At 62.7% G+C, this 26,368-nt stretch carries 28 protein-coding genes and 1 tRNA gene; 9 read left to right on the top strand and 20 right to left on the bottom strand.

The genetic code is table 11. The annotated features are described in order from the left end of the window. The first annotated feature begins 266 nt into the window (after positions 1-266). Entirely contained in the window at positions 267-965 is a 699-nt protein-coding gene (locus BWP39_RS14680) for a fumarylacetoacetate hydrolase family protein (protein WP_096721287.1), read from the top strand. A 25-nt stretch (positions 966-990) separates the two neighbouring features. Beyond that, on the top strand, positions 991-1,635 hold the full coding sequence (gene maiA, locus BWP39_RS14675; protein ID WP_096721285.1) for a maleylacetoacetate isomerase: 645 nt from the start codon (positions 991-993) through the stop codon (positions 1,633-1,635). 116 nt (positions 1,636-1,751) lie between these two features. On the opposite strand, the gene ftsY is transcribed toward maiA, so the two are convergent. Then, on the bottom strand, positions 1,752-2,981 hold the full coding sequence (gene ftsY, locus BWP39_RS14670; protein ID WP_096721283.1) for a signal recognition particle-docking protein FtsY: 1,230 nt from the start codon (positions 2,979-2,981) through the stop codon (positions 1,752-1,754). A gap of 273 nt (positions 2,982-3,254) precedes the next feature. Between ftsY and rsmD the strand changes: the two genes are divergently transcribed. The 3 genes from rsmD (at position 3,255) to BWP39_RS14655 (ending at position 4,827) form a co-directional block, all read left to right on the top strand. Then, positions 3,255-3,869 carry a 16S rRNA (guanine(966)-N(2))-methyltransferase RsmD gene (gene rsmD / locus BWP39_RS14665; protein ID WP_096721281.1) on the top strand — a complete coding sequence of 205 codons (615 nt, stop codon included), beginning with the start codon at positions 3,255-3,257 and terminating at the stop codon, positions 3,867-3,869. Positions 3,870-3,983: 114 nt separating this feature from the next. Next, complete coding sequence (gene coaD, locus BWP39_RS14660) at positions 3,984-4,481, top strand: pantetheine-phosphate adenylyltransferase (protein ID WP_096721279.1); 498 nt, start codon at positions 3,984-3,986, stop codon at positions 4,479-4,481. A gap of 88 nt (positions 4,482-4,569) precedes the next feature. Continuing rightward, complete coding sequence (locus BWP39_RS14655; RefSeq protein ID WP_091009651.1) at positions 4,570-4,827, top strand: YfhL family 4Fe-4S dicluster ferredoxin; 258 nt, start codon at positions 4,570-4,572, stop codon at positions 4,825-4,827. A gap of 86 nt (positions 4,828-4,913) precedes the next feature. Here the strand turns inward: BWP39_RS14655 and hisC are convergent, their stop codons facing one another. The 8 genes from hisC to BWP39_RS14615 all read right to left on the bottom strand — a co-directional run bounded on the left by hisC (position 4,914) and on the right by BWP39_RS14615 (position 12,052). Beyond that, entirely contained in the window at positions 4,914-5,984 is a 1,071-nt protein-coding gene (hisC, locus tag BWP39_RS14650; RefSeq protein ID WP_096721277.1) for a histidinol-phosphate transaminase, read from the bottom strand. Between the two features lie 48 nt (positions 5,985-6,032). Beyond that, positions 6,033-6,635 carry an aminoacyl-tRNA hydrolase gene (gene pth, locus BWP39_RS14645; RefSeq protein ID WP_091009657.1) on the bottom strand — a complete coding sequence of 201 codons (603 nt, stop codon included), beginning with the start codon at positions 6,633-6,635 and terminating at the stop codon, positions 6,033-6,035. Between the two features lie 114 nt (positions 6,636-6,749). Next, entirely contained in the window at positions 6,750-7,382 is a 633-nt protein-coding gene (locus BWP39_RS14640; RefSeq protein ID WP_096721275.1) for a 50S ribosomal protein L25/general stress protein Ctc, read from the bottom strand. A gap of 153 nt (positions 7,383-7,535) precedes the next feature. Continuing rightward, positions 7,536-8,492, bottom strand: a complete 957-nt coding sequence (locus BWP39_RS14635) for a ribose-phosphate pyrophosphokinase (RefSeq protein WP_091009663.1) — start codon at positions 8,490-8,492, stop codon at positions 7,536-7,538. 44 nt (positions 8,493-8,536) lie between these two features. Then, a tRNA-Gln gene (locus BWP39_RS14630) sits at positions 8,537-8,613 on the bottom strand. A gap of 55 nt (positions 8,614-8,668) precedes the next feature. Continuing rightward, positions 8,669-9,550 (bottom strand): 4-(cytidine 5'-diphospho)-2-C-methyl-D-erythritol kinase, encoded by an 882-nt coding sequence (gene ispE / locus BWP39_RS14625; RefSeq protein WP_096721273.1) that lies wholly within the window; start codon positions 9,548-9,550, stop codon positions 8,669-8,671. A gap of 22 nt (positions 9,551-9,572) precedes the next feature. Beyond that, positions 9,573-10,208 (bottom strand): lipoprotein insertase outer membrane protein LolB, encoded by a 636-nt coding sequence (gene lolB / locus BWP39_RS14620; protein ID WP_096721271.1) that lies wholly within the window; start codon positions 10,206-10,208, stop codon positions 9,573-9,575. Next, positions 10,208-12,052 (bottom strand): tetratricopeptide repeat protein, encoded by a 1,845-nt coding sequence (locus BWP39_RS14615; RefSeq protein WP_096721269.1) that lies wholly within the window; start codon positions 12,050-12,052, stop codon positions 10,208-10,210. Before BWP39_RS14615 ends, lolB begins: the two co-directional genes overlap by 1 nt. An 87-nt stretch (positions 12,053-12,139) precedes the next feature. Here BWP39_RS14615 and mutM point away from each other — a divergent pair, with 87 nt between their 5' ends. After that, positions 12,140-12,970: a bifunctional DNA-formamidopyrimidine glycosylase/DNA-(apurinic or apyrimidinic site) lyase gene (gene mutM / locus BWP39_RS14610; RefSeq protein ID WP_096721267.1), complete on the top strand. Its 831-nt coding sequence runs from the start codon at positions 12,140-12,142 to the stop codon at positions 12,968-12,970. Between the two features lie 13 nt (positions 12,971-12,983). After that, positions 12,984-14,132 (top strand): A/G-specific adenine glycosylase, encoded by a 1,149-nt coding sequence (gene mutY, locus BWP39_RS14605; protein ID WP_096721265.1) that lies wholly within the window; start codon positions 12,984-12,986, stop codon positions 14,130-14,132. A gap of 20 nt (positions 14,133-14,152) precedes the next feature. Here mutY and BWP39_RS14600 read toward each other — a convergent pair whose 3' ends face one another. The 11 genes from BWP39_RS14600 to kdsD all read right to left on the bottom strand — a co-directional run bounded on the left by BWP39_RS14600 (position 14,153) and on the right by kdsD (position 23,526). Continuing rightward, positions 14,153-14,785 carry an LON peptidase substrate-binding domain-containing protein gene (locus tag BWP39_RS14600; protein WP_096721263.1) on the bottom strand — a complete coding sequence of 211 codons (633 nt, stop codon included), beginning with the start codon at positions 14,783-14,785 and terminating at the stop codon, positions 14,153-14,155. A 38-nt stretch (positions 14,786-14,823) separates the two neighbouring features. Beyond that, on the bottom strand, positions 14,824-15,717 hold the full coding sequence (gene rapZ, locus BWP39_RS14595; RefSeq protein WP_096721261.1) for an RNase adapter RapZ: 894 nt from the start codon (positions 15,715-15,717) through the stop codon (positions 14,824-14,826). 67 nt (positions 15,718-15,784) lie between these two features. Beyond that, positions 15,785-16,753, bottom strand: a complete 969-nt coding sequence (gene hprK / locus BWP39_RS14590; RefSeq protein WP_096721259.1) for an HPr(Ser) kinase/phosphatase — start codon at positions 16,751-16,753, stop codon at positions 15,785-15,787. A gap of 137 nt (positions 16,754-16,890) precedes the next feature. Then, the gene (gene ptsN / locus BWP39_RS14585) at positions 16,891-17,346 is read right to left on the bottom strand and encodes a PTS IIA-like nitrogen regulatory protein PtsN (RefSeq protein ID WP_091009688.1); all 456 of its coding nucleotides are present in this window, start codon (positions 17,344-17,346) and stop codon (positions 16,891-16,893) included. A 310-nt stretch (positions 17,347-17,656) separates the two neighbouring features. After that, positions 17,657-18,016 (bottom strand): ribosome hibernation-promoting factor, HPF/YfiA family, encoded by a 360-nt coding sequence (gene hpf / locus BWP39_RS14580; RefSeq protein WP_091009691.1) that lies wholly within the window; start codon positions 18,014-18,016, stop codon positions 17,657-17,659. Positions 18,017-18,183: 167 nt separating this feature from the next. Continuing rightward, positions 18,184-19,701, bottom strand: coding sequence for an RNA polymerase factor sigma-54 (locus BWP39_RS14575; protein ID WP_096721257.1), 1,518 nt, complete (start codon positions 19,699-19,701; stop codon positions 18,184-18,186). 191 nt (positions 19,702-19,892) lie between these two features. Beyond that, positions 19,893-20,675 (bottom strand): LPS export ABC transporter ATP-binding protein, encoded by a 783-nt coding sequence (gene lptB, locus BWP39_RS14570; protein ID WP_091009698.1) that lies wholly within the window; start codon positions 20,673-20,675, stop codon positions 19,893-19,895. Further along, positions 20,672-21,361 (bottom strand): lipopolysaccharide transport periplasmic protein LptA, encoded by a 690-nt coding sequence (gene lptA, locus BWP39_RS14565; RefSeq protein WP_096721255.1) that lies wholly within the window; start codon positions 21,359-21,361, stop codon positions 20,672-20,674. Before lptA ends, lptB begins: the two co-directional genes overlap by 4 nt. A gap of 20 nt (positions 21,362-21,381) precedes the next feature. Beyond that, a complete protein-coding gene (gene lptC, locus BWP39_RS14560) occupies positions 21,382-21,990 on the bottom strand; it encodes an LPS export ABC transporter periplasmic protein LptC (RefSeq protein WP_096721253.1) in 609 nt (202 codons plus the stop codon). Between the two features lie 4 nt (positions 21,991-21,994). After that, entirely contained in the window at positions 21,995-22,543 is a 549-nt protein-coding gene (locus BWP39_RS14555) for a KdsC family phosphatase (protein WP_096721251.1), read from the bottom strand. Further along, positions 22,543-23,526, bottom strand: coding sequence for an arabinose 5-phosphate isomerase KdsD (gene kdsD / locus BWP39_RS14550; protein ID WP_096721249.1), 984 nt, complete (start codon positions 23,524-23,526; stop codon positions 22,543-22,545). Before kdsD ends, BWP39_RS14555 begins: the two co-directional genes overlap by 1 nt. Positions 23,527-23,685: 159 nt before the next feature. On the opposite strand from kdsD, the gene BWP39_RS14545 reads away from it, so the two are divergent. Further along, positions 23,686-25,689 carry a monovalent cation:proton antiporter family protein gene (locus BWP39_RS14545; RefSeq protein WP_096721247.1) on the top strand — a complete coding sequence of 668 codons (2,004 nt, stop codon included), beginning with the start codon at positions 23,686-23,688 and terminating at the stop codon, positions 25,687-25,689. A gap of 80 nt (positions 25,690-25,769) precedes the next feature. Beyond that, a complete protein-coding gene (locus BWP39_RS14540; RefSeq protein WP_096721245.1) occupies positions 25,770-26,336 on the top strand; it encodes an adenine phosphoribosyltransferase in 567 nt (188 codons plus the stop codon). The last annotated feature ends 32 nt before the right edge of the window (positions 26,337-26,368 follow it).

Genomic DNA, 26,368 nt, shown 5'->3' with positions numbered 1-26,368 from the left:
AGAGGAGCGAACCTGCATTGTAGGGCTATCGTGTATCTGGCCAGCGGTAGTGTGAGACCGACAGTAGCGTTGCATCCTCGTGTGGTGTCATACCCACGGTGGTATCGCACCGGCGATGATGTCGCACCCGCGGTGGCGTCGTTCCCACTGTGGTTTCGCCCCGCGCCGCTTCGCTGCCCGCCCCGCCGACAGCGTCCCAGCCCGCGCGTTACACTCGCTACTTTCGGCGCTGCGCGGGCGGCGCCCTGTCCAGAACGGAGAATGGGATGACTTACGTGTTTGCCCCGGCGCCGGTTGTCGCGGTGCCGGTTGCCGGGACCGGCGATCAGTTCGCGGTGCGCCGCATCTACTGTGTGGGCCGCAATTACGAGGCACACGCGCGCGAAATGGGACACGATCCCGACCGCGAGCCGCCGTTCTTCTTCTGCAAGCCCGCGGACGCAGTCGTGTATGTCGCGCCCGGTGCGACCGGCGAATTTCCGTACCCGTCACAGTCGAAGAACGTGCACTTCGAAATGGAACTGGTCGCGGCGATCGGCAAGGGTGGCAAGGACATTCCCGTCGATAGCGCACTTGATCACGTGTACGGCTACGCGCTCGGTCTCGACATGACGCGCCGCGATCTGCAGGGTGAAGCGAAGAAGCTCGGTCGTCCGTGGGATACGGGTAAGGGCTTCGATCATTCGGCGCCGCTGGGCCCGATTCATCCGGTGTCCGAGGTCGGGCACATCGGTAGCGGCGAGATCTGGCTCACCGTCAACGGTGAAGACCGGCAGCGTTCCGACGTGTCGCAACTGATCTGGTCGGTGGCCGAGACGGTTGCTTACCTGTCCACGCTGTTCGAGTTGCAGCCCGGCGATCTGATCTTCACCGGCACGCCCGAAGGCGTCGGCCCCATCGTGAAGGGCGACCTGATGAAGGGTGGCGTGGCCGGGATCGGCGAATTCAGCGTGCGCGTGGTCTGAGCCGCACGTGGAGGAGACACGGAGCATGAAGCTTTACAGCTATTTCCGCAGCTCCGCATCGTACCGTGTGCGGATCGCGCTGAGCCTGAAGAACCTGCCGTACGACTACGCGCCGATTCACATGCTGCGCGACGGCGGCGAGCAGTTCAAACCGGAATACCGCAAGCTGAATCACGATGCCGTCGTGCCGACGCTGGTGGACGGCGACGACGTGCTGACGCAGTCGCTGGCGATCATCGAGTATCTCGAAGAGACGCATCCGCAGCCGCCGCTGCTGCCGGCTGCGCCGCGCGATCGCGCGTATGTCCGTTCGATCGCTTTGCAGATTGCCTGCGAAATTCATCCCATCGATAACCTGCGCGTGCTGCGGTATCTGAAGCACACGCTCGGTGTGGAGGAGGCGGCGAAGGACGCCTGGTACCGGCACTGGGTCGAGGCGGGTTTTGCGACGCTGGAAGAGCATCTGGCAAGCGATACGCGTACCGGCACGTTCTGCTTTGGCGATACGCCGACGATGGCCGATGCGTGTCTCGTTCCGCAGGTGTTCAATGCGCGGCGCTTCAAGATCGACACGGCGGCGTTCCCGACTATTCATCGCATCGCCGATCACGCAGCGAGTCTTGAGGCGTTTGCGCGTGCGGCGCCTGGTGCGCAGCCGGACGCGGAGTGAGCGACGGTTGTACGATGGTTTAAATGACGTGAGCGATGTAAAAGCGAAAAGAGCAGCTCAAGCGTGAGCTGCTCTTTTTGCATGCAATCGCTGTCGTGTTGCAGCGACCGAGACCGTCAGTTATCGAGCAACGCGTCCGCGAACTCTTCCGCACTGAACGGTTGCAGATCTTCGACCTTTTCACCGACACCGATGAAGTAAACCGGCACCGGGCGTTGTCGCGCGATCGCTGCAAGAATGCCGCCCTTCGCCGTGCCGTCCAGCTTCGTGACGATCAGCCCCGTGAGGCCGAGCGCGTCGTCGAAGGCTTTCACCTGGGCGAGTGCGTTCTGGCCGGTGTTCGCATCGATGACGAGCAGCACTTCGTGCGGCGCGCCGTCGAGTGCCTTGCCGATCACGCGCTTCACCTTGCGCAGTTCTTCCATCAGGTGAAGCTGCGTCGGCAGGCGGCCGGCCGTGTCGGCCATCAGCACATCGATCTTGCGCGCGCGTGCCGCGCCGACCGCATCGAAAATCACCGCGGCCGGATCGCCGCTTTCCTGCGACACGACCGTCACGTTGTTGCGCTCGCCCCAGATCGCGAGCTGTTCGCGCGCGGCGGCGCGGAAGGTGTCGCCGGCGGCGAGCAGCACGGACTGATCGAAGCGTTGCAGATGCTTGGCGAGCTTGCCGATGCTCGTCGTCTTGCCGGCGCCGTTCACGCCCGCGATCATCATCACGAGCGGCTGCGCGCGACCGAGCATCAGCGATTTTTCGAGCGGCTTCAACAGATCGACGAGCAGCGTGCGCAGCGCGCTTTTGACTTGCTGCGGGTCCGTGAGCCGCTCCGCGCGTACTTTTTCGCGCAGCGATTCAAGCAGGAATTCGGTGGCTTCGACTCCCGCATCGGACATCAGCAGCGCGGCTTCGAGTTCCTCGTACAGGTCCTCGTCGATGCGCGCGCCGACGAAAATGCCGGTCAGGCTCGAACTCGTTTTCGACAGACCGGTTTTCAGGCGTGTGAGCCACGATTTTTTTGCCGCAGGCTCGGGCACGGGCGGCGGAACGATTTCGACGGCTTCGAGAGCAGTCTCTTCGGGTTCCGGCTGCAGTTCCGGCTCGGGTTCGAAGTCAGGTTCGAACTCCGGTTCGGGTTCGGGTTCGCGCGGTTCGGCCGGGGTGAGCGGGGCGGGTGCTGCAGGCGCCGTAATGGCGGGTTGCGCGGGCGCGGCGGCAGGTCGCGGCGCAGGGTCCGACGGTGCGGCTGCGGGTGCCTCGGGCGCCTCAGACTCCCGCGCCTCCGGTGATTCTTCTACCGCGGCATCGGGCGCTTTCGAGCCCTTGAATCGTTTGAAAAAGCTGAACATGTTCTGGCGTGGCCCAACGGCGCAAAGCGGCACGCGATACGGGATGCAAGGCGTGGAAGGCTAGGCGCGAAAACCGCACATTTTATCAGGCATGCCCTACCGCGTTGTGGCAGCGACCTTGCGGCGCGCCCGCGTGTGGGGTTGCCCGCCTCCGAGGCAGGGCGGTATTTGTCCGTCAACGCCGTGGCCCCGGCCCACGCAGGCCGTGTGGTAACGTTGGCGCTCCGGTCCGCGTACGCGCGGCACCGTTCCGTCCATTCAACCCGAATCTGCATGTCCCGTACCCCCCCTTCTCGCGCGCAGAGCGCTTCTTCCGGTCGCGGCAAGGTGCATGCGATCCGCATCATCGGCGGTGACTGGAAGCGTTCGCCGCTGCCTGTGCTCGATCTCGACGGCCTGCGGCCTACGCCTGATCGCGTCCGCGAAACCCTGTTCAACTGGCTCGGCCAGCGGCTCGACGGCCAGCGCTGTCTGGATCTGTTCGCCGGCAGCGGCGCGCTCGGCTTCGAAGCCGCGTCGCGCGGTGCCGCGCGGGTGTTGATGGTGGAACGCCACGCACGCGCCGCCGCACAGCTGCGCGCCAATCAGGCGCGCCTGTCGGCCACGACGATCGAAATCGTCGAAGCCGACGCGTTGCGCCTTGCTGCGAGCCTCGCGCCGGGCTCATTCGATGTCGTGTTTCTCGATCCGCCGTTCGACGGCGACCTGCTCGGCCGCGCGCTCGCGCTCGCTGTGCCGCTCGTCGCGGCAGGCGGCATGCTCTACGTCGAGGCAGGCGAGTCGCTCGACGTCGTGCAAACCGAAGCGCTCAGTGGCTGGCGCGTCGTGCGCCACGGCAAGGCGGGTGCGGTTCACTATCATTTGCTGCAACGCGAAAATGAGGAATAATGCGCGTTCCAAAACCAGCACCGGACGGTTCACCGTTACCGGTGCGATCGGCGGCAGGCGCGTTCAGCGGACGCGCATTGGCGTGCCCATTTGTCTGAAGACAGGAGAAGCCTCATGGTAGTCGCCGTGTACCCGGGTACCTTCGACCCGTTGACGCGTGGTCACGAAGACCTCGTGCGGCGCGCGTCGAGCATTTTCGACACGCTGGTGGTGGGCGTCGCGGACAGTCGTAACAAGAAGCCGTTTTTCACGCTTGAGGAACGTCTCGACATCGCACACGAGGTGCTCGGCCACTATCCGAACGTGCAGGTGATGAGTTTCAAGGGACTGCTGAAAGATTTCGTCCGCAACAACAATGCGCGCGTCATCGTGCGCGGTCTGCGTGCGGTCTCGGACTTCGAGTACGAGTTCCAGATGGCGGGCATGAATCGCTATCTGCTACCCGACGTCGAAACGATGTTCATGACGCCGTCCGATCAGTATCAGTTCATCTCCGGGACGATCGTCCGTGAAATCGCGCAATTGGGCGGCGACGTCAGCAAGTTCGTTTTTCCCTCTGTCGAGAAGCGACTGCAGGAGAAGGTCGCCGCGCTCGAACACAAGGGCGGCTGAGCTGCCCGGCGGCATGGCCGTAACCAGCGTAAACTGGCGGCTTGACGGAACGAGAGCCGGCTGCGTGCCGGCGTGAAGTGAGAGAAGTATGGCCTTGATGATTACCGACGAGTGCATCAACTGCGACGTCTGCGAGCCCGAGTGCCCGAACGACGCAATTTCGATGGGCGCGGAAATCTATGTGATCGACCCGGGCAAGTGCACCGAATGCGTCGGCCATTTCGATGAGCCGCAATGTCAGCAGGTGTGCCCGGTCGAGTGTATTCCGCGCGATCCGCAGCATGTCGAGACGCCGGATGGGTTGATGGCGAAGTATCACGCGTTGCTGGCGGCGAAGGCTTCGTAGCGGGTTCGGCCGGTGCGCCGTGTCGCACCGGGCCGCCGTTATGTCGTTGCGCAATAGCTCAATCGCGCGACTGCGTGAGCAAGCGGTTAAATGGCAAGCATGTCACGCAGTGCATCGACCAGCGCATCGCATTCAGCGTCGGTGCCGATCGATATACGCAGATGCTGATCGACACGCGGCAGCTTGAAGTGCCGCACGAAAATTTCCCTTTCCCTGAGTTGCGTCGCCAGCGTCGCTGCGTCGTGCGCGCGATGCCGTGCGAGCACGAAGTTCGCAGCGGATGGCACGACCTCGAAGCCAAGCGCGCTTAATTCCGCCGATAGCCGCGTGCGACTCGCGATCACCTTCGCACACGTGTCGCGAAACCACTCACCGTCTTCGTACGCGGCCGTTGCCGCAGCCTGCGCGAGCCGATCGAGCGGATACGAGTTGAAACTGTCCTTCACGCGGTTCAGCGCATCGAGCAGCACCGGATCGCCGAACGCAAGGCCGATGCGCATGCCCGCCAGTGAACGCGCCTTCGACACCGTCTGCACGACCAGCAACTGCGGGTAACGATCGATCAGCGACACCGCCGATTCCGCGCCGAAATCGACATACGCTTCGTCGATCACCACCACCGATTCCGTATTCGCCGCGACAAACCGTTCGATCTCCACGAGCGATAGCGGCCGTCCGGTAGGGGCATTGGGGTTCGGAAACAGCACGCCGCCGTTGGGTATCGCGTAGTCGTCGAGGCGCAGCGTGAAGTCGGCATCGAGCGGCACTGTACGATAGTCGACCTCGTAGAGCCGCGCGTAGGTCGGATAGAAGCTGTAGGTGACGTCGGGGAACAGGATAGGGTGAGCATGCTTTAGCAGCGCCTGAAATACGAGCGCCAGCACTTCGTCAGAGCCATTACCGGCGAACACCTGTTCAGGCCGGATGCCGTGATGAGCGGCGACCGCTACACGTAGCTTGCGTGCAGTCGCATCTGGATAGCACCGCAGTGAATCGCCGGTTGCGCCGAGCTCCTCGCGGATTGCGTCGAGTACGCGCGGCGACGGCGGATAGGGGTTTTCGTTGGCGTTCAGCTTGACCGGATGCGCGAGCGCGGGCTGCTCGCCCGGCGTGTAAGGCGTCAGGCGGTGAACGATGTCACTCCAGTAACGGCTCAAACGAACCTCCCGCAAAAAACTCGCACATTCAAAAACGGTAGAGCGCGATTACGCGTTGCGATGCAACTGCATCATCGCACGCTCGAGTTCGCCTTTGATTATCTGCGGCATCACCGCGAGGCCGCGCTCGATCGATGCATCGATCACATCCTGTTCTTCCCGGCGCGGCGGCTTCAGCACGAAGTTCGCAACGTCCGGCTTTGCGCCGGCGCGTGCGCTTTCGGGAATCAGATCGCGCGGATGGCCGATGCCGATACGCAGGCGCCAGTACTGCTGCGTGGTCAGATGTGAAGAGATGTCCTTGAGCCCGTTATGCCCGCCGCTACCACCACCGAGCTTCAGCTTCACGGTACCGGGCGGCAGATCGAGTTCGTCGTGAGCGACGAGAATCTCGTCAGGCAGGATCTTGAAGAAGTGCGCAAGCGCCACGACCGACTGCCCGGAGCGGTTCATGTACGTCTGCGGTTCCAGCAGATGCACTTCTTCGCCATGCAACCGCGCCTTCGCGTAGAAGCCGTGAAAGCGGCGCTCGTCGCGCAACGTCGTGCCGGCCTCGCGCGCGAGTTGATCGACCAGCCAGAAGCCGGCGTTGTGACGCGTCGCGGTGTACTCTGCGCCCGGATTGCCGAGCCCGACGATCAGCTTGATCATGATGAAAGCATGAGCAAAAAAAGAGGCGAAAAAAAACCCGCCGGGGCGAACCTCGGCGGGTTACGTCGTCCGTTTCATGGAAACGGATCGAGAGGATCGCTAGCTTGTACTGGATCAGGCGGCGGGTGTTTCGCCTTCGCCTGCTGCAGCTGCGCTACCTGTAGCTGCGTCGTCCGAGACGGCGCCAGCCGGAATCGTCGCCGCGGCGATCACCGGGTTTTCTGCTTCGATGTGCGCGACGAGCGCGACACCCTTCGGCAGTGCGATGTCCTTCGCGTGCAGCGAATGACCGGCTTCGATGGTCGCCAGATCGACTTCGAGGAATTCCGGCAGATCGCCCGGCAGACACTCGATTTCGACTTCGTTCAGCACGTGCGAAATGACCGCGCCCGACAGCTTCACAGCCGGGTTGGTTTCCTGATTCATGAAGTGCAGCGGCACCTTGGTGTGCAGCTTCTTCTTCGCGTCGACACGCTGGAAATCCACGTGCAGCACGATCTGACGGAACGGGTGGTACTGCACATCGCGCAGCAGAACCTGTTGTTCCTTGCCAGCCACTTCCAGCTCGAGAATCGACGAGTGGAAGACTTCCTTCTTCAGCGCGTGCCACAGCGCGTTGTGATCGATCTCGATCAGTTGCGGTTCAGCACCAGCGCCATACACGATACCCGGGGTCTTGCCCGTGTTACGCAGGCGGCGGCTCGCACCCGTACCATGCAGATTGCGCTCGAAAGCGACTACTTTCATGTTGTTTCTCCATTAGCTGCCCGCGACCAGGCAGTAAAACGGGGCCACTCACCTTGCGGATGGAGGCCCCAAACTAAACGACATGAACCTTCGTCCGTTCATGTCGATTGTGCCGGCATGCAGCAGCAAACCTGCTGCACACCTGCAAATGCTTTAACTCTCTGCGAACAGCGACATTACCGAGTCGCCGCGGCGAATCCGCGAGAACGTCTCGGCCAGCAGACCCGCGCTGGTCAGCGAGCGGATCTTGGCGCACGAGCGCGCTTCTTCGCCGAGCGGGATCGTATCGGTGACGACCAGTTCGTCGAGGGCCGATGCGGCGATACGTTCGCCTGCGCCACCCGACAGCACCGGGTGCGTCGCGTATGCAAACACCTGCTTCGCGCCGCGTTCTTTCAGTACCTGCGCAGCCTTGCACAGCGTGCCTGCTGTATCGACCATGTCGTCCATGATCACGCAGGTCCGACCGTCCACTTCACCGATGATGTTCATCACTTCGGCGATGTTCGCCTTCGGTCGGCGCTTGTCGATGATCGCGAGATCGCAGTTAAGCTGCTTCGCCAGCGCCCGGGCCCGCACCACACCGCCGACGTCCGGCGATACGACCAGCAGATCTTCGTAGTTCTGCTTGCGCAGATCGCCGAGCAGCACAGGCGTCGCGTAGATGTTGTCGACCGGAATGTCGAAGAAACCTTGAATCTGGTCGGCGTGCAGATCCATCGTGATGATCCGCTCGACACCCGCGATTTCCAGCATGTTCGCGACGACTTTCGCGGAGATCGCGACACGCGCCGAGCGCGGCCGGCGATCCTGGCGGGCATAGCCGAAGTACGGGATGGCTGCGGTGATCCGGCCTGCGGATGCGCGCTTGAGCGCATCGACCATGATCATCAGTTCCATCAGGTTGTCGTTCGCCGGTGCGCAGGTGGACTGCAGCACGAAGACATCCTTGCCGCGGACGTTTTCCTGGATCTCGACCTGGATTTCGCCATCCGAAAACCGGCTGACCATCGCCTTGCCGAGTGGAATACCGAGGATTTTGACGACTTCCTGTGCAAGCTCGGGATTAGCGTTGCCAGTAAAAACCATCAGGCCGTCATGGCTGCTCATCGTGCACCTGTGTCAGGCTGGGGGCGAGGAAATGCGAGAATTTTTGGCAGGGGAGGAAGGACTCGAACCCTCGAATGCCGGAATCAAAATCCGGTGCCTTAACCAACTTGGCGACTCCCCTACACTAACTTTGAGCTTCGCCGGATGTGTGTAGGACCATCCGACGACGCAAAACTTTATGACGCGAAGTCAAAGAGTGGATGCGTATCCAGGCTCGCGGTGACTGCGCTGTTCCAGCCGGCTGGCAGTCGGGCTTGTGCCTGTTCTGCTTCGCGCTGACTCTGGAACGCTGCAAAGACGCTGGCGCCCGATCCGGTCATCCGCGCGGGTGCGATGTTGTCAAACCACCTGAGCACCTGCGCAACTTCCGCGTATTTTCCCACGACAACCGGTTGCATGTCATTTCGGCCAAAACTGTCGGGCCAACCTGTTTTGCAACTGTCTTGTGCAAGGAAGTCCGCAATTGTGAGGGGTTTCGAATCCCTTGTCAACGCTCTCTCGGAAAAAATCACCGCGGTCGGAACGTGTACTTGCGGGGTGACAACGAGGAAATAACGCGGCGGCAATTGTACCGCCTGTAAGGCTTCGCCGACACCCTCGGCGAACGCGTTTTGTCCGAACACGAAGAACGGCACGTCCGCGCCCAGCTTGAGCGCGAGCGTCTGCAGTTCGGCGCGCGGCAGGTCGAGTTTCCACAGGCGGTTCAGGGCGAGTAGCGTCGTTGCGGCGTCGGAACTGCCACCGCCGAGCCCGGCGCCCATCGGCAGACGCTTGTCGATCTCAATGTCGACGCCTGCACCGGTGCCCGTATGGGCTTTCAGCAGCGTGGCGGCGCGTACGGTCAGGTCGTGTTCCGCGGGTACGTCGGCGACGGCGGTGCGGCGCACGATCTGGCCGTCGGAGCGGCGCGTGAAGTGCAGCGTGTCGCCCCAGTCGAGCAACTGGAAGACGGTCTGGAGCGCGTGATAGCCGTCCGGGCGCCGCCCGGTGATATGCAGGAACAGATTCAGTTTCGCTGGTGCGAGACAGTCGCGCAGCGAATCGGTCGTTTCGATCATGAGCGGGGTGAAATGCGGGCGGTTACTGGTCGAGCACGAGCTTGATGGCGAGCGGCGGGTCCTGGCGAGTCAGGTTGACGCGCTTCAGCCCGGTGGCCGGGGCGTCCGCATAGGCCACGTAATCGATGGTCCAGCCGTCCTGCTCGATTTCCTTGAGCCGCATGGGTTGTTCCGGGTCCGGGACGGTGGTCGCGTGCGAAGTCGGCGCGACGGACGGCTGCAGCCAGTAGCGCAGCCCTTCGACGGGCAGCGCGAAGCCGATTGCGTTCTGCATCAGCGTGGAGACGTTATCGGCGGTGAGCGGCTGGCGATTTGGCAGCTCAAGCGATGCCGAAGCCGGCGACGACGTGATGATCGCCAGCGTCTGGCCGAGCGGATTGCGCAACTGCACGGTGACGGTGTCGCCGGTTTCCTGCCAGTCGAAATTGCCGTACGCGTTGCGCTGCTGGCCGTTCTGGTCGTCGTACTGGACCGCAAAGCGGCCGTGGTAGGCGCGGGTGGTTTGCGTCGACAGTGCCGTAGCCGCATTCGACGTGGACGGTCCTCGAGGCTGCACCGACGCGCAGCCCGACAGCGCGACGACAGCCGCCGCGCAGAGCGCGAGGCTAAACGAAGCGCGGCGCGGCGGTTGAAGAAAGGTGGTGTGGAAACCCGGCATCAGAGATCGTTCACCTGAAGGCGTTTAAGCGTATTCACGAGCGTATCGTTGTCCGGCTCGAGCTTTTTGGCTTCACGCCATGTCGCACGCGCCTGATCCTGAGCGCCGGTCTGCCACAGCACCTCGCCGAGATGCGCGCCGATTTCCGCATTCGGCTGCAGATCGTAGGCCTTGCGCAGCAGCTTGATGGCATTCGCGGTATCGCCGAGGCGGTACTTCACCCAGCCGACGCTGTCCATGATGAACGCGTCGTCAGGTGCAAGCGCCGAGGCTTTTTCCACCAGCCTGTCGGCTTCCGGCAGACGCTGGTTGCGATCGGCCAGCGAATAGCCGAGCGCGTTATACGCCTGCGGGTTGTCCGGCTGCGCGCGGATCAGCTTGCGCAACTGTCCTTCCATCACTTCGTAGTGGCCGTTTTTTTCCGCGGCCATGGCGTAGTCATAGGTCAGATCGGGATCGTCCGGGAAATCGGCGGTGGCCTGGGCCAGTCGCGTTTCAGCTTCCGGGTAACGCTTCGTGTCGAACAGGATGGCCGCGTCGGTGCGCGCGACCAGCGCCTGGTCGCGCGGGTCCGTCGCCTGGACGCCGGCGAGCAGCTTGCGTGCATCGTCCGGTTTGCCTTCTTTTTCCAGCAGCTGCGCGCGCGTGATCTGCGCGGGAAAGTACTGCTGGCTGGCCGGCGAAATCTTGTCGAGCCAGCCGATTGCCGCCGCGTCGTTCTTCTGCTCGAGCGAGAGTTGCGCGAGATAGATGTACGCCTGGCCTGCGTCCGCGCCCGGCGTCGTTTCGGCTTTCTGCGCATACTGCGTCAGATAGGTCTGGGCTTCGGCCGGTTGCTTCTGCTGGATCTTGATGAGTCCGAGCGCCATTAACGGCGTGAGATCGTTCGGATTGTCCTTGTGCATGATCTCGAACTGCTTCTGCGCGTCGTCGAGACGATTGCTGGCCAGGTAGACCTGGGCGAGCGCGAGGCGCGCATCATGCGACTTCGGATTCTGCTGGACGTATTTTTCGATCGATGCGGTGCCTTCCTTGCGCTCGTCCGGGCCCATCTGCGTCAGCGTCAGTGCTGCCGGCAGGTAGTCGGGCTTCAGGCTGAGCGCCTGCTCGAGCGATTTGCGCGCGCCTGGTGCGTCGTCCGCAACGAGTTGCTGGCGAGCGATGGCCAGTTGCGCTTCGGGTCGGTTCAGGTCGTTTTTCAGCAGGTCTTGCAGCACGTGCAGACCGCCGACACGATTCGGTCCGCGCGACAGCAGCAGCTGCAACGCGAGAATGCCGTTGCCGCGATTGTCGGCCGGAATTCTGGCGAGTTCGCGGGCAAGTAGCGGCTCAGCGTCGTCGGGCTTGCCGGACAGCACGAGCAGCGATGCGTCGAGCTGGGCCGCGCGTTCCGAGCTGGGCGCATATTGCTGCCACAACTGCGCCGCGGTCAGCGCATCGGACGGGCTCTGGGCGGCCAGCGCAATTTCGGTCGCGCGTTGCGCCATGCGCGGGTCGTGCGTGTCACGCGCGAGCGCAAGATACGTCTGATAGGCCGGCGCCGGCTGGTTCCGCTGCAACGCGACTTCGGCCGCGAGTACCTGGAACACGATCTGGCTGTTCAGCTGAATGCTCGGCAGATCCTTCGCTTCAGCGGACGTTTGCGGACCGAGTGCGTCGGGCAACGTCACCGAGGAATCATCGGAATCCGACGATGAGTCTTGCGCGTGCGCAGGCAGCGCGGCAAACGTCCAGGCAGCGAGAACGGCGGCGCCGAGTAGCCGGCGCGGGGAGACGGCGTGCGGCAGATGCGAAGCGCGCGCGGCGCGCTTCATCGAAAGCAGCTTCACGAAGGACAGGTTCATGGAAATCCGTTCAATGTTTCGGACGATTGTAACGCGCTCGCTACAATACGCGCACAACCACTCACGCAAGTTGCAGACCAGTTAGACATGCCAGAGTTGCCAGAAGTTGAAGTTACCCGTCGAGGAATCGAGCCCTATGTGGCCGGCCGCCGCGTCGAACGCGTCGACGTGCGCACGCCCGCATTGCGCTGGCCGATCCCGGCAGGACTCGCCGCAACCTTGCGCGGCCGGATCGTCCACAAGGTCGAGCGGCGCGGCAAGTACCTGCTGTTCGAAGTCGACGACGGCTGGTTCATCGTGCATCTCGGCATGACCGGTACGTTGCGGGTGCTGCGCAATATGCCGCACCCGCCTGTCGCCGCGAAGCACGATCACGTCGACTGGATTTTCGACGAGTTCATTTTGCGCTATCGCGATCCGCGCCGCTTCGGAGCCGTACTGTGGCATCCGCGCGCCGACGGCGATGTGCTCGGCCATCCTTTACTGGCGGGGCTTGGCATCGAGCCGTTCGCCTCGGCGTTTAACGGCGCGCTGATGCATCGCGAGACGCGCGGGCGCAAGGTGTCCATCAAGCAGGTGCTGCTGGCGGGCGAGGTGGTCGTAGGCGTGGGGAATATTTACGCTTCCGAAAGCCTCTTTCGCGCGGGCATCCGTCCGACCACGCCCGCGGGCCGCATCTCGCTGGTTCGTTACGGTTTGCTTGCGGATGCGGTTCGTGTGACGCTCGCGGCCGCCATCGAAAAGGGCGGTAGCACGTTGCGCGATTTCGTCGGTAGCGATGGTGAGAGCGGTTACTTCCAGCTCGACTATTTCGTCTATGATCGCGCGGGGCTGCCATGCCGCGTGTGCGGAACGCCGATCAAACAGATCGTGCAGGGGCAGCGTTCGACTTACTACTGCCCGACCTGCCAGCGCTAGGCGCTCACTATCCATGTACGTATCGTCCTCTTCGCGACGCGCTTCGTCTGCCGCCGCCGATGCTTCCGGCAATGCCGCGGTTTTGCCCGCACCGGCGGTGCGTGCCGGTTTTGCCGCGCGCCTGATTGCCTGGCAGCGCCAGCACGGTCGTCATGACCTGCCCTGGCAAAACACGCGCGATCCCTATCGCATCTGGTTGTCGGAAATCATGTTGCAGCAGACGCAGGTGTCGACGGTGATTCCGTATTACGCGCGGTTTCTCGCGCGTTTTCCGGACGTCGCCGCGTTGGCCGCCGCGCCGCTCGACGACGTGATGGCGCTATGGGCCGGTCTCGGCTACTACTCGCGTGCGCGTAATCTGCATCGCTGCGCGCAGGCGGTTGTCGAGCAGCATGGCGGGGCGTTTCCTGCATCGGTGGATGCGCTGGCGGAATTGCCCGGCATTGGTCGGTCGACGGCGGCGGCGATCGCATCGTTTGCATTCGGTGCGCGCGCAACGATTCTCGACGGCAACGTGAAGCGGGTGCTGGCGCGTGTGTTCGGTGTCGAAGGATTTCCTGGCGAGAAACGCATCGAGAACGCGATGTGGACGCTCGCCGAATCGCTGTTGCCATCGAGTACGAATGACGTAGACGTAAGCGCCTATACGCAGGGTTTGATGGATCTGGGTGCGACGTTATGCGTGCGCGGCAAGCCAGAATGCGGACGGTGCCCGTTCGCGGCCGACTGCGTTGCGAATGCGACCGGACGTCAGCGCGAGTTGCCCGCAGCACGTCCGAAGAAAGCCGTGCCGAGGCGACGTACGTGGATGCTCGTGCTGTGCGATGGCGATGCCGTGATGCTGGAGAAGCGCCCGCCGTCCGGCATCTGGGGCGGACTGTGGAGCCTGCCCGAAGCCGCCGATGAAACCGCGCTCGCAGAGCGCGCGCATGCGTTCGGCGCGAACGGCGCAGTGTCGCCGCTCGCACCGCTTACGCACACGTTCACGCATTTCAAGCTCGATATCGAGCCGCGTATTGCCGAACTTGGACGTGGCGTTGGAGCAACCATTGCCGCGGGTGATGCAGAAACCGCGTGGGTCTCGCTGCGCGATATCGATGCGTACGGTGTGCCCGCGCCGGTTCGCAAGCTGCTCGACGGTTTGCAGGGATCGTTGCTGTAGAGGTGCGATGACGCGCGGAACTAAAGCAGCTGATGTTGCTGCATGTAGTGATGAACCACGTCGATACGCGCCCCTGCATCCTGCAGTTCCATCAGCTTTTGCCGCGCGCGTAGCGCGATCGGCAGCACTTCGGCCAGACGGTTCGATACCCACGACGGATCTTCGAGTCTGAACGGTTCCGCGAACGGCAGACTGTCAGCGTCGCGTTCGCGGATCGTTGCGATGATGCGTTCGAGCACTTCTGCACACGCGCCGAATTTCGCGAGTTGTTCGTTTCCTTCCAGCGGCATATCGTCGCCGAGCGGCTCGGCCATCCCGACCAGCAAACCACCCGTTTCCACTCGATGCGACAGTAAGCGAAAGCGCCGCGTACCGCGTGCGCGGATCAGCAACACGCCGACGGTTTCAACGTCGCATTGCGAAATTTCAGCGAGGCAACCGACTGCTTCAGGTACCGACGGTTCGTCGGACTTCGCGACTTCACCGCCGCTTTTCAGCAGACACACGCCGAACGGCGTTTTAGCGCGCAGACAGTCGCGCGCCATGTCCAGATAGCGCGCTTCGAAAATCTTGAGGGGCAGCAGCCCATCGGGGAACAGCACCGTATGCAGCGGGAAGAGCGGCAAGTCGGCAAGCACGGCAGGGGTAGGCATGGCGCAACGCTTCGGTTAGGGCCGCGCGATACGGCCGGTTAAGCGATCAGTTTCGACGATTCGCCGACCTCGATCGGCGCGTCCCTGTGCCGCACGATGACGTTTGCTGCCTTCGCGAGACGCGCGGCGAGCGTCTGCGCAATGAACACCGAACGATGCTGCCCACCGGTGCATCCGATGGCGACGGTGAGGTAACTGCGATTGTCGTCGCGGAAATGCGGCAACCATTTCACGAGAAACGCTTCGATATCGTCGATCATCTCGTGCACAACCGGCAATGCGTCGAGGAAATCGATGACTGGTTTGTCGAGACCTGTAAGCGGACGCAACTCGCGGTCGTAGTATGGATTAGGCAACGTACGCACGTCGAAAACGAAATCGGCATCGAGCGGCACACCGCGTTTGAAACCGAATGATTCGAACGTCAGCGCAAGGCCGTTGCGTTCCTGTTCGACGAAGCGCTTGACCCATGCGCGTAGTGCATTGGCGCGCAGGTTGCTCGTATCAATCTGGTGGCCGAATTCGGCGAGACCCGCGACCAGTTCACGTTCGCGCTCGATTGCTTCGCCGAGCGAGGTAAGCAGGCCGACGTCGGCGTCGTGCGCGGTCGAGCCCGACAGCGGATGGCGGCGGCGCGTTTCCGAAAAGCGCTGAATCAGCGACTGCGTGCTGGCGTTGAGGAACAGTACGCGGACATCGTGTTCGCGGGCGAGATCGCGGATGATGGCGGGCATTTCGTCGAGCGACGCGCTGGAGCGCGCATCGATGGCGACAGCAAGTTTGTCTTGCCGGTCGTCGGCGAGGTAAGCAGCGAGTTCGGGCAGGAAACGCGGCGGCAGGTTGTCGACGCAGTAATAGCCCGCGTCTTCGAGCGCGTTCAGTGCAACCGATTTGCCGGAGCCGGAGATACCGGTGATCAGGATAATGCGCATGGAGTCGTGAAATCCGTTCGTTTCATCATAGCATCTGCTCTCCGCACCGGTACCCTGCAGAAGCCCGTCAGATCAGCTTGCCGGGGAACTGACTGTCCGGGTCCTGCATCGCGAGACGCTGACGATCCATGAAGTCGCGCAGCGTATCGATGCCGCGCAGTTGCAGGATCGTGTTGCGCACCGCCGCTTCCACCAGCACGGCAAGGTTGCGACCTGCTGCGACCTGAATCGTGACCTTGCTGATCGGCAGGCCGAGTACATCGACGGTCTGGCTTTCCAGCGGCAAACGCTGGAATTCGCCGTCCGGGCGCCGGACCAGTTGAACGATCAACTTCAGCTTCATTTTGCGGCGGACCGCCGTTTCCCCGAAGATCGTCTTGATGTCGAGCAGACCGAGGCCGCGCACTTCGAGCAGGTTCTGCAGCAGCGGCGGACAGCGACCTTCGACGAAATCCGGCCCGAGACGCACGAAATCGACCGCATCGTCGGCGACGAGGCCGTGGCCACGGCTGATCAGCTCGAGACCGAGTTCGCTTTTGCCGAGACCAGAGTCGCCGGTGAGCAGCACGCCCATGCCGAGAATATCGAGGAACACGCCGTGCAGCGTGGCGCGCGGCGCGAGAATCCGCGACATATAAAGCCGCAGACTATCGATCACCGCCGCCGGCGACATCGGCGTCGTAAACAGCGGTGTGGAGGAGCGCGTGCAGCGCAGCACCAGTTCCGGCGGCGCCGCGACACCACCAGCGACGACGAGGAACGGGGGTTCCAGCGCGATCAGTTCGGCCATGTGGCGCGAACGGTCTTCGTCGCTCTGGCGCTGGTAGTAGTTGGTTTCGGCATCGCCGAGCACCTGGATCCGGTTGGGGTGGATCAGGTTCAAGTGGCCGACGAGGTCGGCGCTCGAGGTCGCGGTGGTGACCGTTTCAGCGGAAAACCCGCGTTCCCAGCCTTCATGCCCCGTCAGCCAGCTGAGTTTCAGCATGGCGGCGTTGTCGTCGAAGATGCTTTGGGCGTTGATGCTGGACGTGTCCATGAGTCCGTGACTCCAGTGGGGGCCGTGGCGGCTGCTCGCTCCGTGCAGCCCGCCGCGCTAGCGCGGCGATTCCGGCCAGACTGCGCCGGGTGCGGCAAGAAGCGTCGCCCGCGTGACTGCGGGCTGCCAATAATGCATCAAGGTTGCCACTGAGTCAGCAACTGGTGCAATGCCTCGCGGTTTTCTTCGGTGTGCAGGCGTTCGCGTGTGCCGCGATCGGATAGCAATTGCGCGATCTCCGAGAGAATCTCGAGATGCTGCTGGGTGGCCTGTTCCGGCACCAGCAGGAAGATCAGCAACGAGACCGGCTGGCCGTCCGGCGATTCGAACGGAATGGGTTCGGCGAGGCGCACGAACGCAGCCAGCGGCTGCTTCAGACCCTTGATCCGGCCATGGGGAATCGCGACACCTTCGCCGAGTCCCGTCGACCCGAGGCGCTCGCGCGCGAACAGATTGTCAGTGACCGTGCTGCGGGCGATACCGTTCTGGTTTTCGAAAATCAGGCCCGCTTGCTCGAAGACGCGTTTCTTGCTGGTGACGGTGAGGCCGAGGACGACGTTCTCGAGGGGAAGAAATTTGGCTAAACGATTCATGTTGGCAGGCGAAAACGTGGCCTGGATTTTCCTCGCTGTGGCATTTGAGTGGCGTTCTGCGCCCGACGCAGGCTCGCAATGACGTGCGATTGGGCCTGAAGGCGCGGAACTCCGGCTGAGCGACCCCGACATAGTACGACCGGAAGTAACCGGGACATTATAGAACAGGGTTGCCGCAGATGGTGCGACGCGCAATCGTTGCTGTGCATAGCGAGAACGCCTGTGGAAGGCCGTGACAAAGCGGCCGCAGAATCAAAAAACCGCCCTTGCGGGCGGTCTCTTCGGGGTGAGGTAAACCCTCTAATCTTGCCTATTGCGGTGGCACATCGATTTGCGGCGCCAGCGGCTGATACTTGATCGCGTCATGCTGGTGGCCTTGCAGGCGGTCTTTGTGCTGCACTACCTTGCGGTCGAGCTTGTCGATCATCAGATCGATCGCGGCGTACAGATCGCCGTTCGCGCTCTCGACAAAAATATCCTTACCCTTCAGATGAAGGTTGATTTCAACCTTCTGTCTCTTGTCCTTTTCCTTATGATTGTCGACCGAGAGGACCACACTGCCGTCGATCACCTGATCGAAGTGCCGTAGCACCCTATCCAGTTTGGTGATCACATATTCTCGCAACGCAGGCGTTACTTCGAGATGGTGTCCACTGATCTTCAGATTCATAGTGCTTCTCCAAGCTAGTGGCCGCTTGTCCGCATGTTGCGGGAGCGCTGGTCGATCTGTCGCCCGTTTCGTCGTCCCCGGTGACTGACTGCTGACGGGTCCTATCGGCCAACCTGCTCCGCATAACGCGGGGCGGCCGGAAAATGCCCGCCGCACCACGCAGCAGGCTACAGAGACTTGCGCAGATTGACCGCTGGAATTCGGAGCGCTTCGCGGTATTTCGCGACGGTACGCCGTGCGACCACGAAACCCTGCTCTGCCAGCAGTTCGGCTATGCGGCTGTCTGAAAGAGGAGATTTCGGGTTTTCCGCTCCTATCAGTTGCTTGATGAGTGCGCGAATGGCTGTTGAAGAGGCCGCGCCCCCGGTGTCGGTGGAAACGTGCGATCCGAAGAAGTACTTAAATTCAAGCGTCCCAAACGGGGTAAGCATGTACTTGCCGGTTGTTACACGCGAAACCGTCGACTCGTGTAACCCCAGCGTATCAGCAATTTCTCGCAAAACCAAGGGGCGCATGGCAATTTCGCCGTGCACAAAAAAATTCTTCTGACGTTCGACAATAGCCTGCGCAACCCGCAGGATCGTCTCGAAACGCTGCTGAATATTTTTGATCAGCCAGCGCGCTTCCTGCAGTTGCTGGCGCAACGAACCGCTGCCAGGATCGCTGCGGTTATTGCGCAGGATGTTCGCATACAGATGATTGATACGCAGTTTCGGCACGACTTCCGGATTCAGTTCGGCCTGCCATCCTTGTGCTGTTCTGCGCACCATGATGTCGGGCACTACGTAATCGGCTTCGGCCTTGCCGTACGCTGCGCCGGGGAATGGTTCGAGCGAACGGATCAGGGCGTGAGCGTCGCGCAGGTCGTCGTCGTTGGCCTTCAACTGCTTGCGCAGGCGGGTGAAATCGCGTGCGGCCAGCAGTTCCAGGTGATGTGCGACGATATCGATGGCGAGCGTGCGGGTCGGTGTCGCAACGAGTCGAACTAGTTGCAGGCGCAAGCATTCCGATGCAGACCTCGCACCGACTCCGGCGGGATCGAAGCTGTGCAGCAACGCGAGTGCCGCATTCAGTTCGTCGACGTCGACTTCGAGTTCTTCGGGTAGATCGGTCAGTATCTCTTCGAACGTTGCGGTCAGATAACCGTCGTCGTCGAGCGATTCGATGAGGAACGTGACGAGCGCGCGATCGCGTGGACTTGCCTGCGTGACGCGTAATTGCGCCATCAGATGATCGCGTAGCGAGGTGCTCGATTCGTGGATTTGTAGCGGCGGCAGGTCGTCGTCGTCGGATGCGTTGCCCGAGCGGCCGTAGTCGTCGAGATTCCACTGGCTCGAGTCGGAGTTGCTGTCGTTGCCAAGGCCGTTGTATTCGTCGACGCCGCGTGGTTCGCCATCGTCGCTACGTTCGTTCGATGAAGCCGACGACGTCGACGATGATGGGCCGTTCATCGATTCCGGTGCCGATGTGCCCTGCGTTTGCGCGATCAGCGAACCATCTGCCGCGACGCGCAACGGACTGGCAATCCAGTCGTCCTCGTTTTCAAGCAGCGGATTCTGCGCGATGGCCATCGCCACCTCCTGCTGCAATTCGAGCGTCGACAGCTGCAGCAGCCGGATGGACTGTTGCAGTTGAGGTGTCAGCGCAAGATGCTGCGACAGGCGGAGTTGGAGGCTGGCTTTCATGGCAATGTGAGATTCATTGTAAAGAGTTTGCCACGACCGCGATACCTTGCGACATTCGCGAAAACGCGTGTGCCCGGTTTCGGTGCGACAGGGCGCGCCGCGGGGCGGCCCGTCAGAAATAGCCAGGGGCAAGCGAAGGGACAGGCGTGCCAGTGCGTCGCACTGCCGCGCCCGATAGACGGCCCGCGCAGTTACATGCGGAAGTGTTCGCCTAGATAGACGCGCCGGACGTTTTCGTTTTCAATGATGTCGCCGGGCGCACCGGCGGCCAGCACGCTGCCGTCGCTGATGATGTATGCGTGATCGCAGATACCGAGCGTCTCGCGCACGTTGTGATCGGTGATGAGCACGCCGATATTGCGCTGCTTCAAGAACTTCACGATCTTCTGGATTTCCAGCACCGCGATCGGATCGACGCCCGCGAACGGTTCGTCGAGCAGGATGAAGCTCGGATTCGTCGCGAGCGCGCGGCAGATTTCCACGCGCCGGCGTTCGCCGCCTGACAGCGACAGAGCCGGATTTTCGCGCAGATGTGCGATCTGCAGTTCATCGAGCAGCGCTTCGGTGCGCTGCGAAATCGCGTCTTTGGTGAGGCGTTTGCCGTTGTCGTCGGTTTGCAGCTCGAGCACCGCGCGGATGTTTTCCTCGACGCTGAGCTTGCGGAACACCGAAGCTTCCTGCGGCAGATACGACAGGCCGAGCGAGGCGCGCTTGTGGATCGGCAGCAGACTGATCGACTTGCCGTCGAGATCGATCTCGCCGGCATCGAGCGGTACCAGGCCGACGATCATGTAGAACGATGTGGTCTTGCCGGCGCCGTTCGGGCCAAGCAGGCCGACCACTTCGCCGCTTTTCACGTCGAGCGATACGTCCTTGACGACCGTACGCGAACCGTAGCGTTTCTTCAGATTGCGCACGACCAACGAACTGCTGGTGCCCGCAGGCTTGCGATGGGGGAGCGTAGGCGTATTCACGGCTGGGGTGCTCCGGGCGCGGGGAATTGCGTCGCGGGCACAAGGGTGGCAGAGCCGCCCGTCAGCGGCGCAGGGCCGCCGTTGCGCGGCGCGAGCATCGCACGTACGCGGCCGTTCGGGTTGCCCGGACCGGCGACGTCCTTGCCGGCCTTCGCGGTATAGAAGTCGTTCTGGCCGTCGTAGGTGATCACGCTGCCGTGCACTTCGTCCATGACCGTGGACAGCCCCTGCAGACGATGCACCGTAGCGCGCGTCGTGAGGGTGGTCAGGTCCTGTTTGCCGTCGTAGTCGATCCGTTCGGCCGTACCGTCGATATATTCGTCGAGGCCCTCACGTTTCTGGCGGAAATAGGCGAGATCGTTGCCAGTCGATGTGCCCGTCGCGTACTGGTAGCCCTGCGGATCCTGATGCACCTCGACGCGATCGGCCTTGATCACGATCGTGCCCTTCGTTGCGACCACATGGCCGGTGAAGATGTTGAGCTGCTTCAGGTCGTCGTATGTCATGTTGTCCGCTTCGATGTTCAGCGGCTTGTCGCGGTCGGCGCGGTCGGCGTGCGCGAGCGGCGCAAAACCGGCCAGCGGCAGCGCGACGAGCAGCGCGGCTAGCCCGGCGCGCCATGTGGCGAGGGACGAGGCCAGCGTGCGCGGACAGCCGGTATCAAAGCGGAGGAGCGATTCGTTCATGCAGTCACGCCTGGAATGGATTACCCGGGTTGCCTCAGGGAGCCGCCGGACGAATCTGACGGGGCGATCGCGCCGCGGACGTTGCCGAAGAGCTGTATGACCCGGGTGACGTTGTTGTAGTTCATGCCGCTGGCCGTCATTACAGACAGGCCGCGCTGAAGTTTAACCGGCTTTTCGGTCTCGATCACATCGTCGTTCACGAGCACGCGGAAATGTTCGGAATTGGCTTGCATCTGCGGATCGCCGTCGCCGGGGGCCCGCAGGATCTGCGCGTTGCCGTACAGATCGACGATCGACGCGTCGCCGTTGACCTTGCCGGTATCGCCCGTTGCCGTGACGATCGGCTTGCCCGGCTGGAACGCGCGCAGGGCCGGCAACGTCAGATCGCTGTCTTCGTCGTCTTCGTAGTGGATCAGATGCTTCGCCGTCAGCCGATACTGCGTCGCTCCCGACTGATCGAGTTCGGAAACCGAGAAATTATCGGCGAAGTAGTCGGGTGTATGCGTTTTGGGGCGCACCAGACCTTCATTAGGCGGCGGCAAGGTGGCCTGCAGCAGCCACCACGTGATCCCGGCGAGCGCGGCCATAGCGACGAGCGGCAGCAGCGAGGTCAGACGAAACCGGTTCATCCGTTCACCCTTCGCACGCGGCTTTCAGCAGCGCATCGTAGCGCTGCTGCGCATGCAGCAGCGTGTCGCACAGTTCGCGCACCGCGCCGTGACCGCCGCGTGCCTTGCTGACCCAGTGCGCGCGCGCGAGTACCTCGGGGTGCGAGTTGGCCGGCGCGGCCGCGAAGCCGACTTTCAGCATCACGGCGAGATCGGGCCAGTCGTCGCCCATATAGCCGCATTCTTCGGGCGCAATGCCGGTTTCCTTCAGCAACGCGTTAAACGCGACGAGTTTGTGCTCGACGCCCTGATACAGGTGTTTGATTCGCAGTTCTTTGGCCCGCACGGCGACGATGCCCGACTGCCGGCCGGTGATGATCGCCGTATCGATGCCGCCTTCGCGCAGCAGCTTTGCGCCGTGGCCGTCCATCGAGTTGAACGACTTCATCGTGTCGCCTTCCGCGGTGAACATCAGGCCGCCGTCGGTCAGCACGCCGTCGACGTCGAAAATCATCAGCTTGACGCGGCTGGCGCGTTCAGTGGCGCTCAGGGTGGAGGCAGGCGAGGAAGCCATCAGATCACCTTCTTCGAGAACAGGTCGTGCATGTTGAGCGCACCGATGAGTTTGCCGGCGTCGTCGACGACCAGCATCTGGTTGATGCGGTGGCGCTCCATCAGTTCCACGGCTTCCACGGCCAGATGGTCCGCCCCGATGGTACGCGGCGCGTGTGTCATCACCGATGCGATCGGCAGTTCGCGGAAGTCGCCGTCCCGTTCGAGCACACGGCGCAGGTCGCCATCGGTGAAGATGCCTTCCACGCGGTCGTGATCGTCGACGATCGCGGTCATGCCCATGCGTTTTGCGGTTAGCTGGAACAGCGCGTCGCGCACGGTGGCCGCGCCGGTGACCTTCGGTATCTGGTCGTCGGTGCGCATTACGTCGCGCACGTAGGTGAGCAGGCGCCGGCCGAGCGCGCCGCCCGGATGCGAGCGCGCGAAATCATCGACGCCGAAGCCGCGCGCATCGAGCACCGCGACCGCAAGCGCATCGCCGAGCGCGAGCGCCGCTGTGGTGCTGGCGGTGGGCGCGAGATTCAGTGGACACGCTTCTTTCGATACGAACGCGTTCAGATGGACGTCTGCCAGTTGCGCGAGGCTCGATTGCGGGCGGCCGGTTACGGCGATCAACTTTACGCCGAGCCGCTTGATGGTTGGGAGGATCGCCACCAGCTCTTCGGATTCGCCGGAATTCGACATCGCGACGAACACGTCTTCGGCGGTGATCATACCGAGATCGCCGTGGCTGGCCTCCGCGGGATGCACGAAGAACGCCGGCGTGCCGGTGCTGGCAAAGGTCGCCGCAAGCTTGCGGGCGATATGGCCGGATTTGCCGATGCCCGAGACGACCACCCGACCGCGGCAGCTCAGGATGAGGTCGATCGCTTCGACGAAGCCTTCGTCGAGCTGATCACGAAGCGCGCGCACGGCGTCCGCTTCGATGTCGAGCACGTCGCGAGCGAGCGCAAGTGCCCGGTCGCCATTGATTTTCGCTATCATTCGCGGAGTATAGCAAAGGCGTATGTTCGCCGCGCCGGGCCGGACCAGCCTGGCGGCTGCCCTCAGGGGCCTCTCGACCCTGCCGCGCATGCCCTCGCACCGGGCCCGCGCGCCGGTTCCGCTGACGAACGAGGACGCTTTTCCGATGCGTTACTGCCGATGATTTCCCCGCTCGAAATGACGCTGTTTCTGCTGCTGGCTTCAGTGGCGGGCGTCGTCGTGTTCCGTTACCTGAATCTGCCGCCGATGCTCGGTTATCTGAGCGTCGGCATTGTCGTTGGGCCGCATGCAACCGGCGTCGTGCCGGATTCGGTGGGCGCGCAGAATCTCGCGGAATTCGGCGTCGTGTTCCTGATGTTTTCGATCGGCCTGGAATTTTCGCTGGCCAAGCTGCGCTCGATGCGCCGGCTCGTGTTCGGTCTCGGGCTGCTGCAGGTGCTCGGCACGATCGCGGTTGCGGTGTCGCTCGGTTTCGTGCTGGAGCGCTGGGTGCACATCACGTGGCAGGCGAGCATCGCGCTGGGCGGCGCGCTCGCGATGTCGTCGACGGCGATCGTCAGCAAGATGCTCGCCGAGCGGATGGAGATCGAAACCGAGCACGGCAGAAATATTTTCGGCGTGCTGCTATTCCAGGATCTGGCCGTGGTGCCGTTGTTGATCATCATTGCGGCGCTGGGGGGCGATTCGAAGGATCTGGTTGCCGCGCTCGGGCTCGCGTCGGTGAAGATCGTCGTGGCACTGGCGCTGCTGCTGATCGTCGGGCAGAAGTTCATGACGCGCTGGTTCAACGTCGTCGCGCGGCGGCGCTCGCAGGAACTGTTCATCCTGAACCTGCTGCTCGTCACGCTCGGTGCGGCGTTTATTACCGACAAGTTCGGCCTGTCGCTCGCACTGGGTGCGTTTATCGCCGGCATGCTGATTGCCGAGACGCCGTATCGGCATCAGGTGGAAGAGGACATCAAGCCGTTTCGCGACGTGCTGCTGGGGCTCTTCTTCGTGACGACCGGCATGCTGCTCAATCCGCGCGTGATGTGGGAGCACCCGTTCATCGTGCTCGGCTTCCTGATCGGGCCGCTGTTGCTGAAAACCGTGATGATTACGGCGCTGTCGCGCCTGTTCGGTGCGACGCCGGGTGTCGCGATGCGCACCGGCCTCGGGCTCGCGCAGGCCGGCGAATTCGGCTTCGTGTTGCTGAACCTGATTCTCGACAAACACCTTGTCGATGCGACGCTGCTGCAGGCGATTCTCGCCGCGATGCTGCTATCGATGCTCGCCGCGCCGTTCCTGATCCAGAACGCGGATCGCATCGTGCTGCGGCTGTCGTCGACGGAATGGATGCAGCAGTCGCTGCAGATGACGCGTATCGCGACGCAAAGCCTCAAGCAGAGCGGTCACGTGATCATCTGCGGGTATGGCCGTGCGGGACAGAACCTTGCGCGCATGCTCGAACACGAAGGGCTTTCGTATGTCGCGCTCGATCTCGATCCCGACCGTGTATCCGCGGCTGCGACGGCTGGCGAATCGGTCGTGTTCGGCGATGCGGGGCGGCGCGAGTCGTTGCTTGCGGCCGGTATTCATCGCGCGGCGACGATCGCGATCACCTATGCGAACACGCCGTCGGCGCTGCGCGTGCTGCATAACATCCACGAACTCGAACCGACGCTGCCCGTGATTGTGCGTACCGTCGACGACGCCGATCTCGAGAAACTGCTGGCGGCAGGCGCGACGGAGGTGATTCCGGAGATCGTCGAAGGCAGCCTGATGCTCGCGTCGCATACGCTCGTGCTGATGGGCGTGCCGATGCGGCGCGTCGTGCGGCGCGTCGAAGAAATGCGCGACGAGCGCTATAGCCTGCTGCGCGGTTATTTTCACGGTGCCGACGACGTCGAAGACGACGACGGCCACGAACAGGTGCGGCTACAATCGGTGCCGGTCGATGCAAAAGCGGATGCGGTGGGCCGCACGCTCGCCGAACTGGGCCTGTTCGATGTCGGCGTCGAAGTGACGGCAATTCGACGTCACGGCATTCGCGGCGTCGAGCCGGACCCGTCCACCAAGCTGCGCGCGAGCGACATCGTCGTGCTGCGCGGTTTGCCGGAGGCGCTGGCGCAGGCTGAAGAGCGCCTGTCGAAGCATCGGCGGGCCAGCGCCACAACCGCCTGAGTCCGGCGGTTCATAGTCCATAGCAATCGAAGCCCCTTCGCGATCTTTGGGGCGCACAGCGAAATCGTCAGGGAGACATCATGTCCAACGTGCCAGCGAACCCGCCGTTCGACGCAGCCGGGTTCGTCAACAGCCAGATTCGCACGGTGCCGGACTGGCCGCAGCCGGGCGTGCAGTTTCGCGACATCACGCCGCTGTTGCAGCACCCGAAGGCGCTGCGCGTGCTGGTCGACCTGTTCGTGCAGCGGTATATCGAAGCGAAACTCGATTACATCGCGGGTCTTGATGCGCGCGGCTTCATCATCGGGCCGATCGTCGCGTATGAGCTGAACCTCGGTTTCATCCCGATTCGCAAGGCTGGCAAGCTGCCGTATCGGACCGTGTCCGAATCGTACGATCTCGAATACGGCGCGGCGACCGTGGAGATTCACGAAGACGCGTGTGGTCCTGGCGACCGGATCGTTATCATCGACGATCTGATTGCGACGGGCGGCACGATGATGGCCGGCAAGAAACTGCTCGAACGGCTCGGCGCCGTCGTGGTGGAGGGCGCGGCGATCATCGATCTGCCGGATCTCGGCGGGTCTGGACGGTTGCGTGCGACGGGTTTGCCGCTCTATACCGTTACGGAATTTGGCGGTCACTAGGCTGTTCTCGTTCAACTCGATACTTAGGTTAT

Origin of the sequence: Paraburkholderia acidicola (assembly GCF_002362315.1) — a bacterium.
In the GTDB taxonomy this organism is placed as follows: Bacteria; Pseudomonadota; Gammaproteobacteria; order Burkholderiales; family Burkholderiaceae; genus Paraburkholderia; species Paraburkholderia acidicola.
Note: the sequence above shows the minus strand (reverse complement) of the source record. Positions and strands in the feature narration are given on the sequence as shown.

Coding starts and splice junctions, on each gene's coding strand:
- BWP39_RS14680 (WP_096721287.1), top strand. CDS start 267: ATGACTTACGTGTTTGCCCCGGCGCCGGTTGTCGCGGTGCCGGTTGCC.
- maiA (WP_096721285.1), top strand. CDS start 991: ATGAAGCTTTACAGCTATTTCCGCAGCTCCGCATCGTACCGTGTGCGG.
- ftsY (WP_096721283.1), bottom strand. CDS start 2,981: ATGTTCAGCTTTTTCAAACGATTCAAGGGCTCGAAAGCGCCCGATGCC.
- rsmD (WP_096721281.1), top strand. CDS start 3,255: ATGTCCCGTACCCCCCCTTCTCGCGCGCAGAGCGCTTCTTCCGGTCGC.
- coaD (WP_096721279.1), top strand. CDS start 3,984: ATGGTAGTCGCCGTGTACCCGGGTACCTTCGACCCGTTGACGCGTGGT.
- BWP39_RS14655 (WP_091009651.1), top strand. CDS start 4,570: ATGGCCTTGATGATTACCGACGAGTGCATCAACTGCGACGTCTGCGAG.
- pth (WP_091009657.1), bottom strand. CDS start 6,635: ATGATCAAGCTGATCGTCGGGCTCGGCAATCCGGGCGCAGAGTACACC.
- BWP39_RS14640 (WP_096721275.1), bottom strand. CDS start 7,382: ATGAAAGTAGTCGCTTTCGAGCGCAATCTGCATGGTACGGGTGCGAGC.
- BWP39_RS14635 (WP_091009663.1), bottom strand. CDS start 8,492: ATGAGCAGCCATGACGGCCTGATGGTTTTTACTGGCAACGCTAATCCC.
- ispE (WP_096721273.1), bottom strand. CDS start 9,550: ATGATCGAAACGACCGATTCGCTGCGCGACTGTCTCGCACCAGCGAAA.
- lolB (WP_096721271.1), bottom strand. CDS start 10,208: ATGCCGGGTTTCCACACCACCTTTCTTCAACCGCCGCGCCGCGCTTCG.
- BWP39_RS14615 (WP_096721269.1), bottom strand. CDS start 12,052: ATGAACCTGTCCTTCGTGAAGCTGCTTTCGATGAAGCGCGCCGCGCGC.
- mutM (WP_096721267.1), top strand. CDS start 12,140: ATGCCAGAGTTGCCAGAAGTTGAAGTTACCCGTCGAGGAATCGAGCCC.
- mutY (WP_096721265.1), top strand. CDS start 12,984: ATGTACGTATCGTCCTCTTCGCGACGCGCTTCGTCTGCCGCCGCCGAT.
- BWP39_RS14600 (WP_096721263.1), bottom strand. CDS start 14,785: ATGCCTACCCCTGCCGTGCTTGCCGACTTGCCGCTCTTCCCGCTGCAT.
- rapZ (WP_096721261.1), bottom strand. CDS start 15,717: ATGCGCATTATCCTGATCACCGGTATCTCCGGCTCCGGCAAATCGGTT.
- hprK (WP_096721259.1), bottom strand. CDS start 16,753: ATGGACACGTCCAGCATCAACGCCCAAAGCATCTTCGACGACAACGCC.
- ptsN (WP_091009688.1), bottom strand. CDS start 17,346: ATGAATCGTTTAGCCAAATTTCTTCCCCTCGAGAACGTCGTCCTCGGC.
- hpf (WP_091009691.1), bottom strand. CDS start 18,016: ATGAATCTGAAGATCAGTGGACACCATCTCGAAGTAACGCCTGCGTTG.
- BWP39_RS14575 (WP_096721257.1), bottom strand. CDS start 19,701: ATGAAAGCCAGCCTCCAACTCCGCCTGTCGCAGCATCTTGCGCTGACA.
- lptA (WP_096721255.1), bottom strand. CDS start 21,361: ATGAACGAATCGCTCCTCCGCTTTGATACCGGCTGTCCGCGCACGCTG.
- lptC (WP_096721253.1), bottom strand. CDS start 21,990: ATGAACCGGTTTCGTCTGACCTCGCTGCTGCCGCTCGTCGCTATGGCC.
- BWP39_RS14555 (WP_096721251.1), bottom strand. CDS start 22,543: ATGGCTTCCTCGCCTGCCTCCACCCTGAGCGCCACTGAACGCGCCAGC.
- kdsD (WP_096721249.1), bottom strand. CDS start 23,526: ATGATAGCGAAAATCAATGGCGACCGGGCACTTGCGCTCGCTCGCGAC.
- BWP39_RS14545 (WP_096721247.1), top strand. CDS start 23,686: ATGATTTCCCCGCTCGAAATGACGCTGTTTCTGCTGCTGGCTTCAGTG.
- BWP39_RS14540 (WP_096721245.1), top strand. CDS start 25,770: ATGTCCAACGTGCCAGCGAACCCGCCGTTCGACGCAGCCGGGTTCGTC.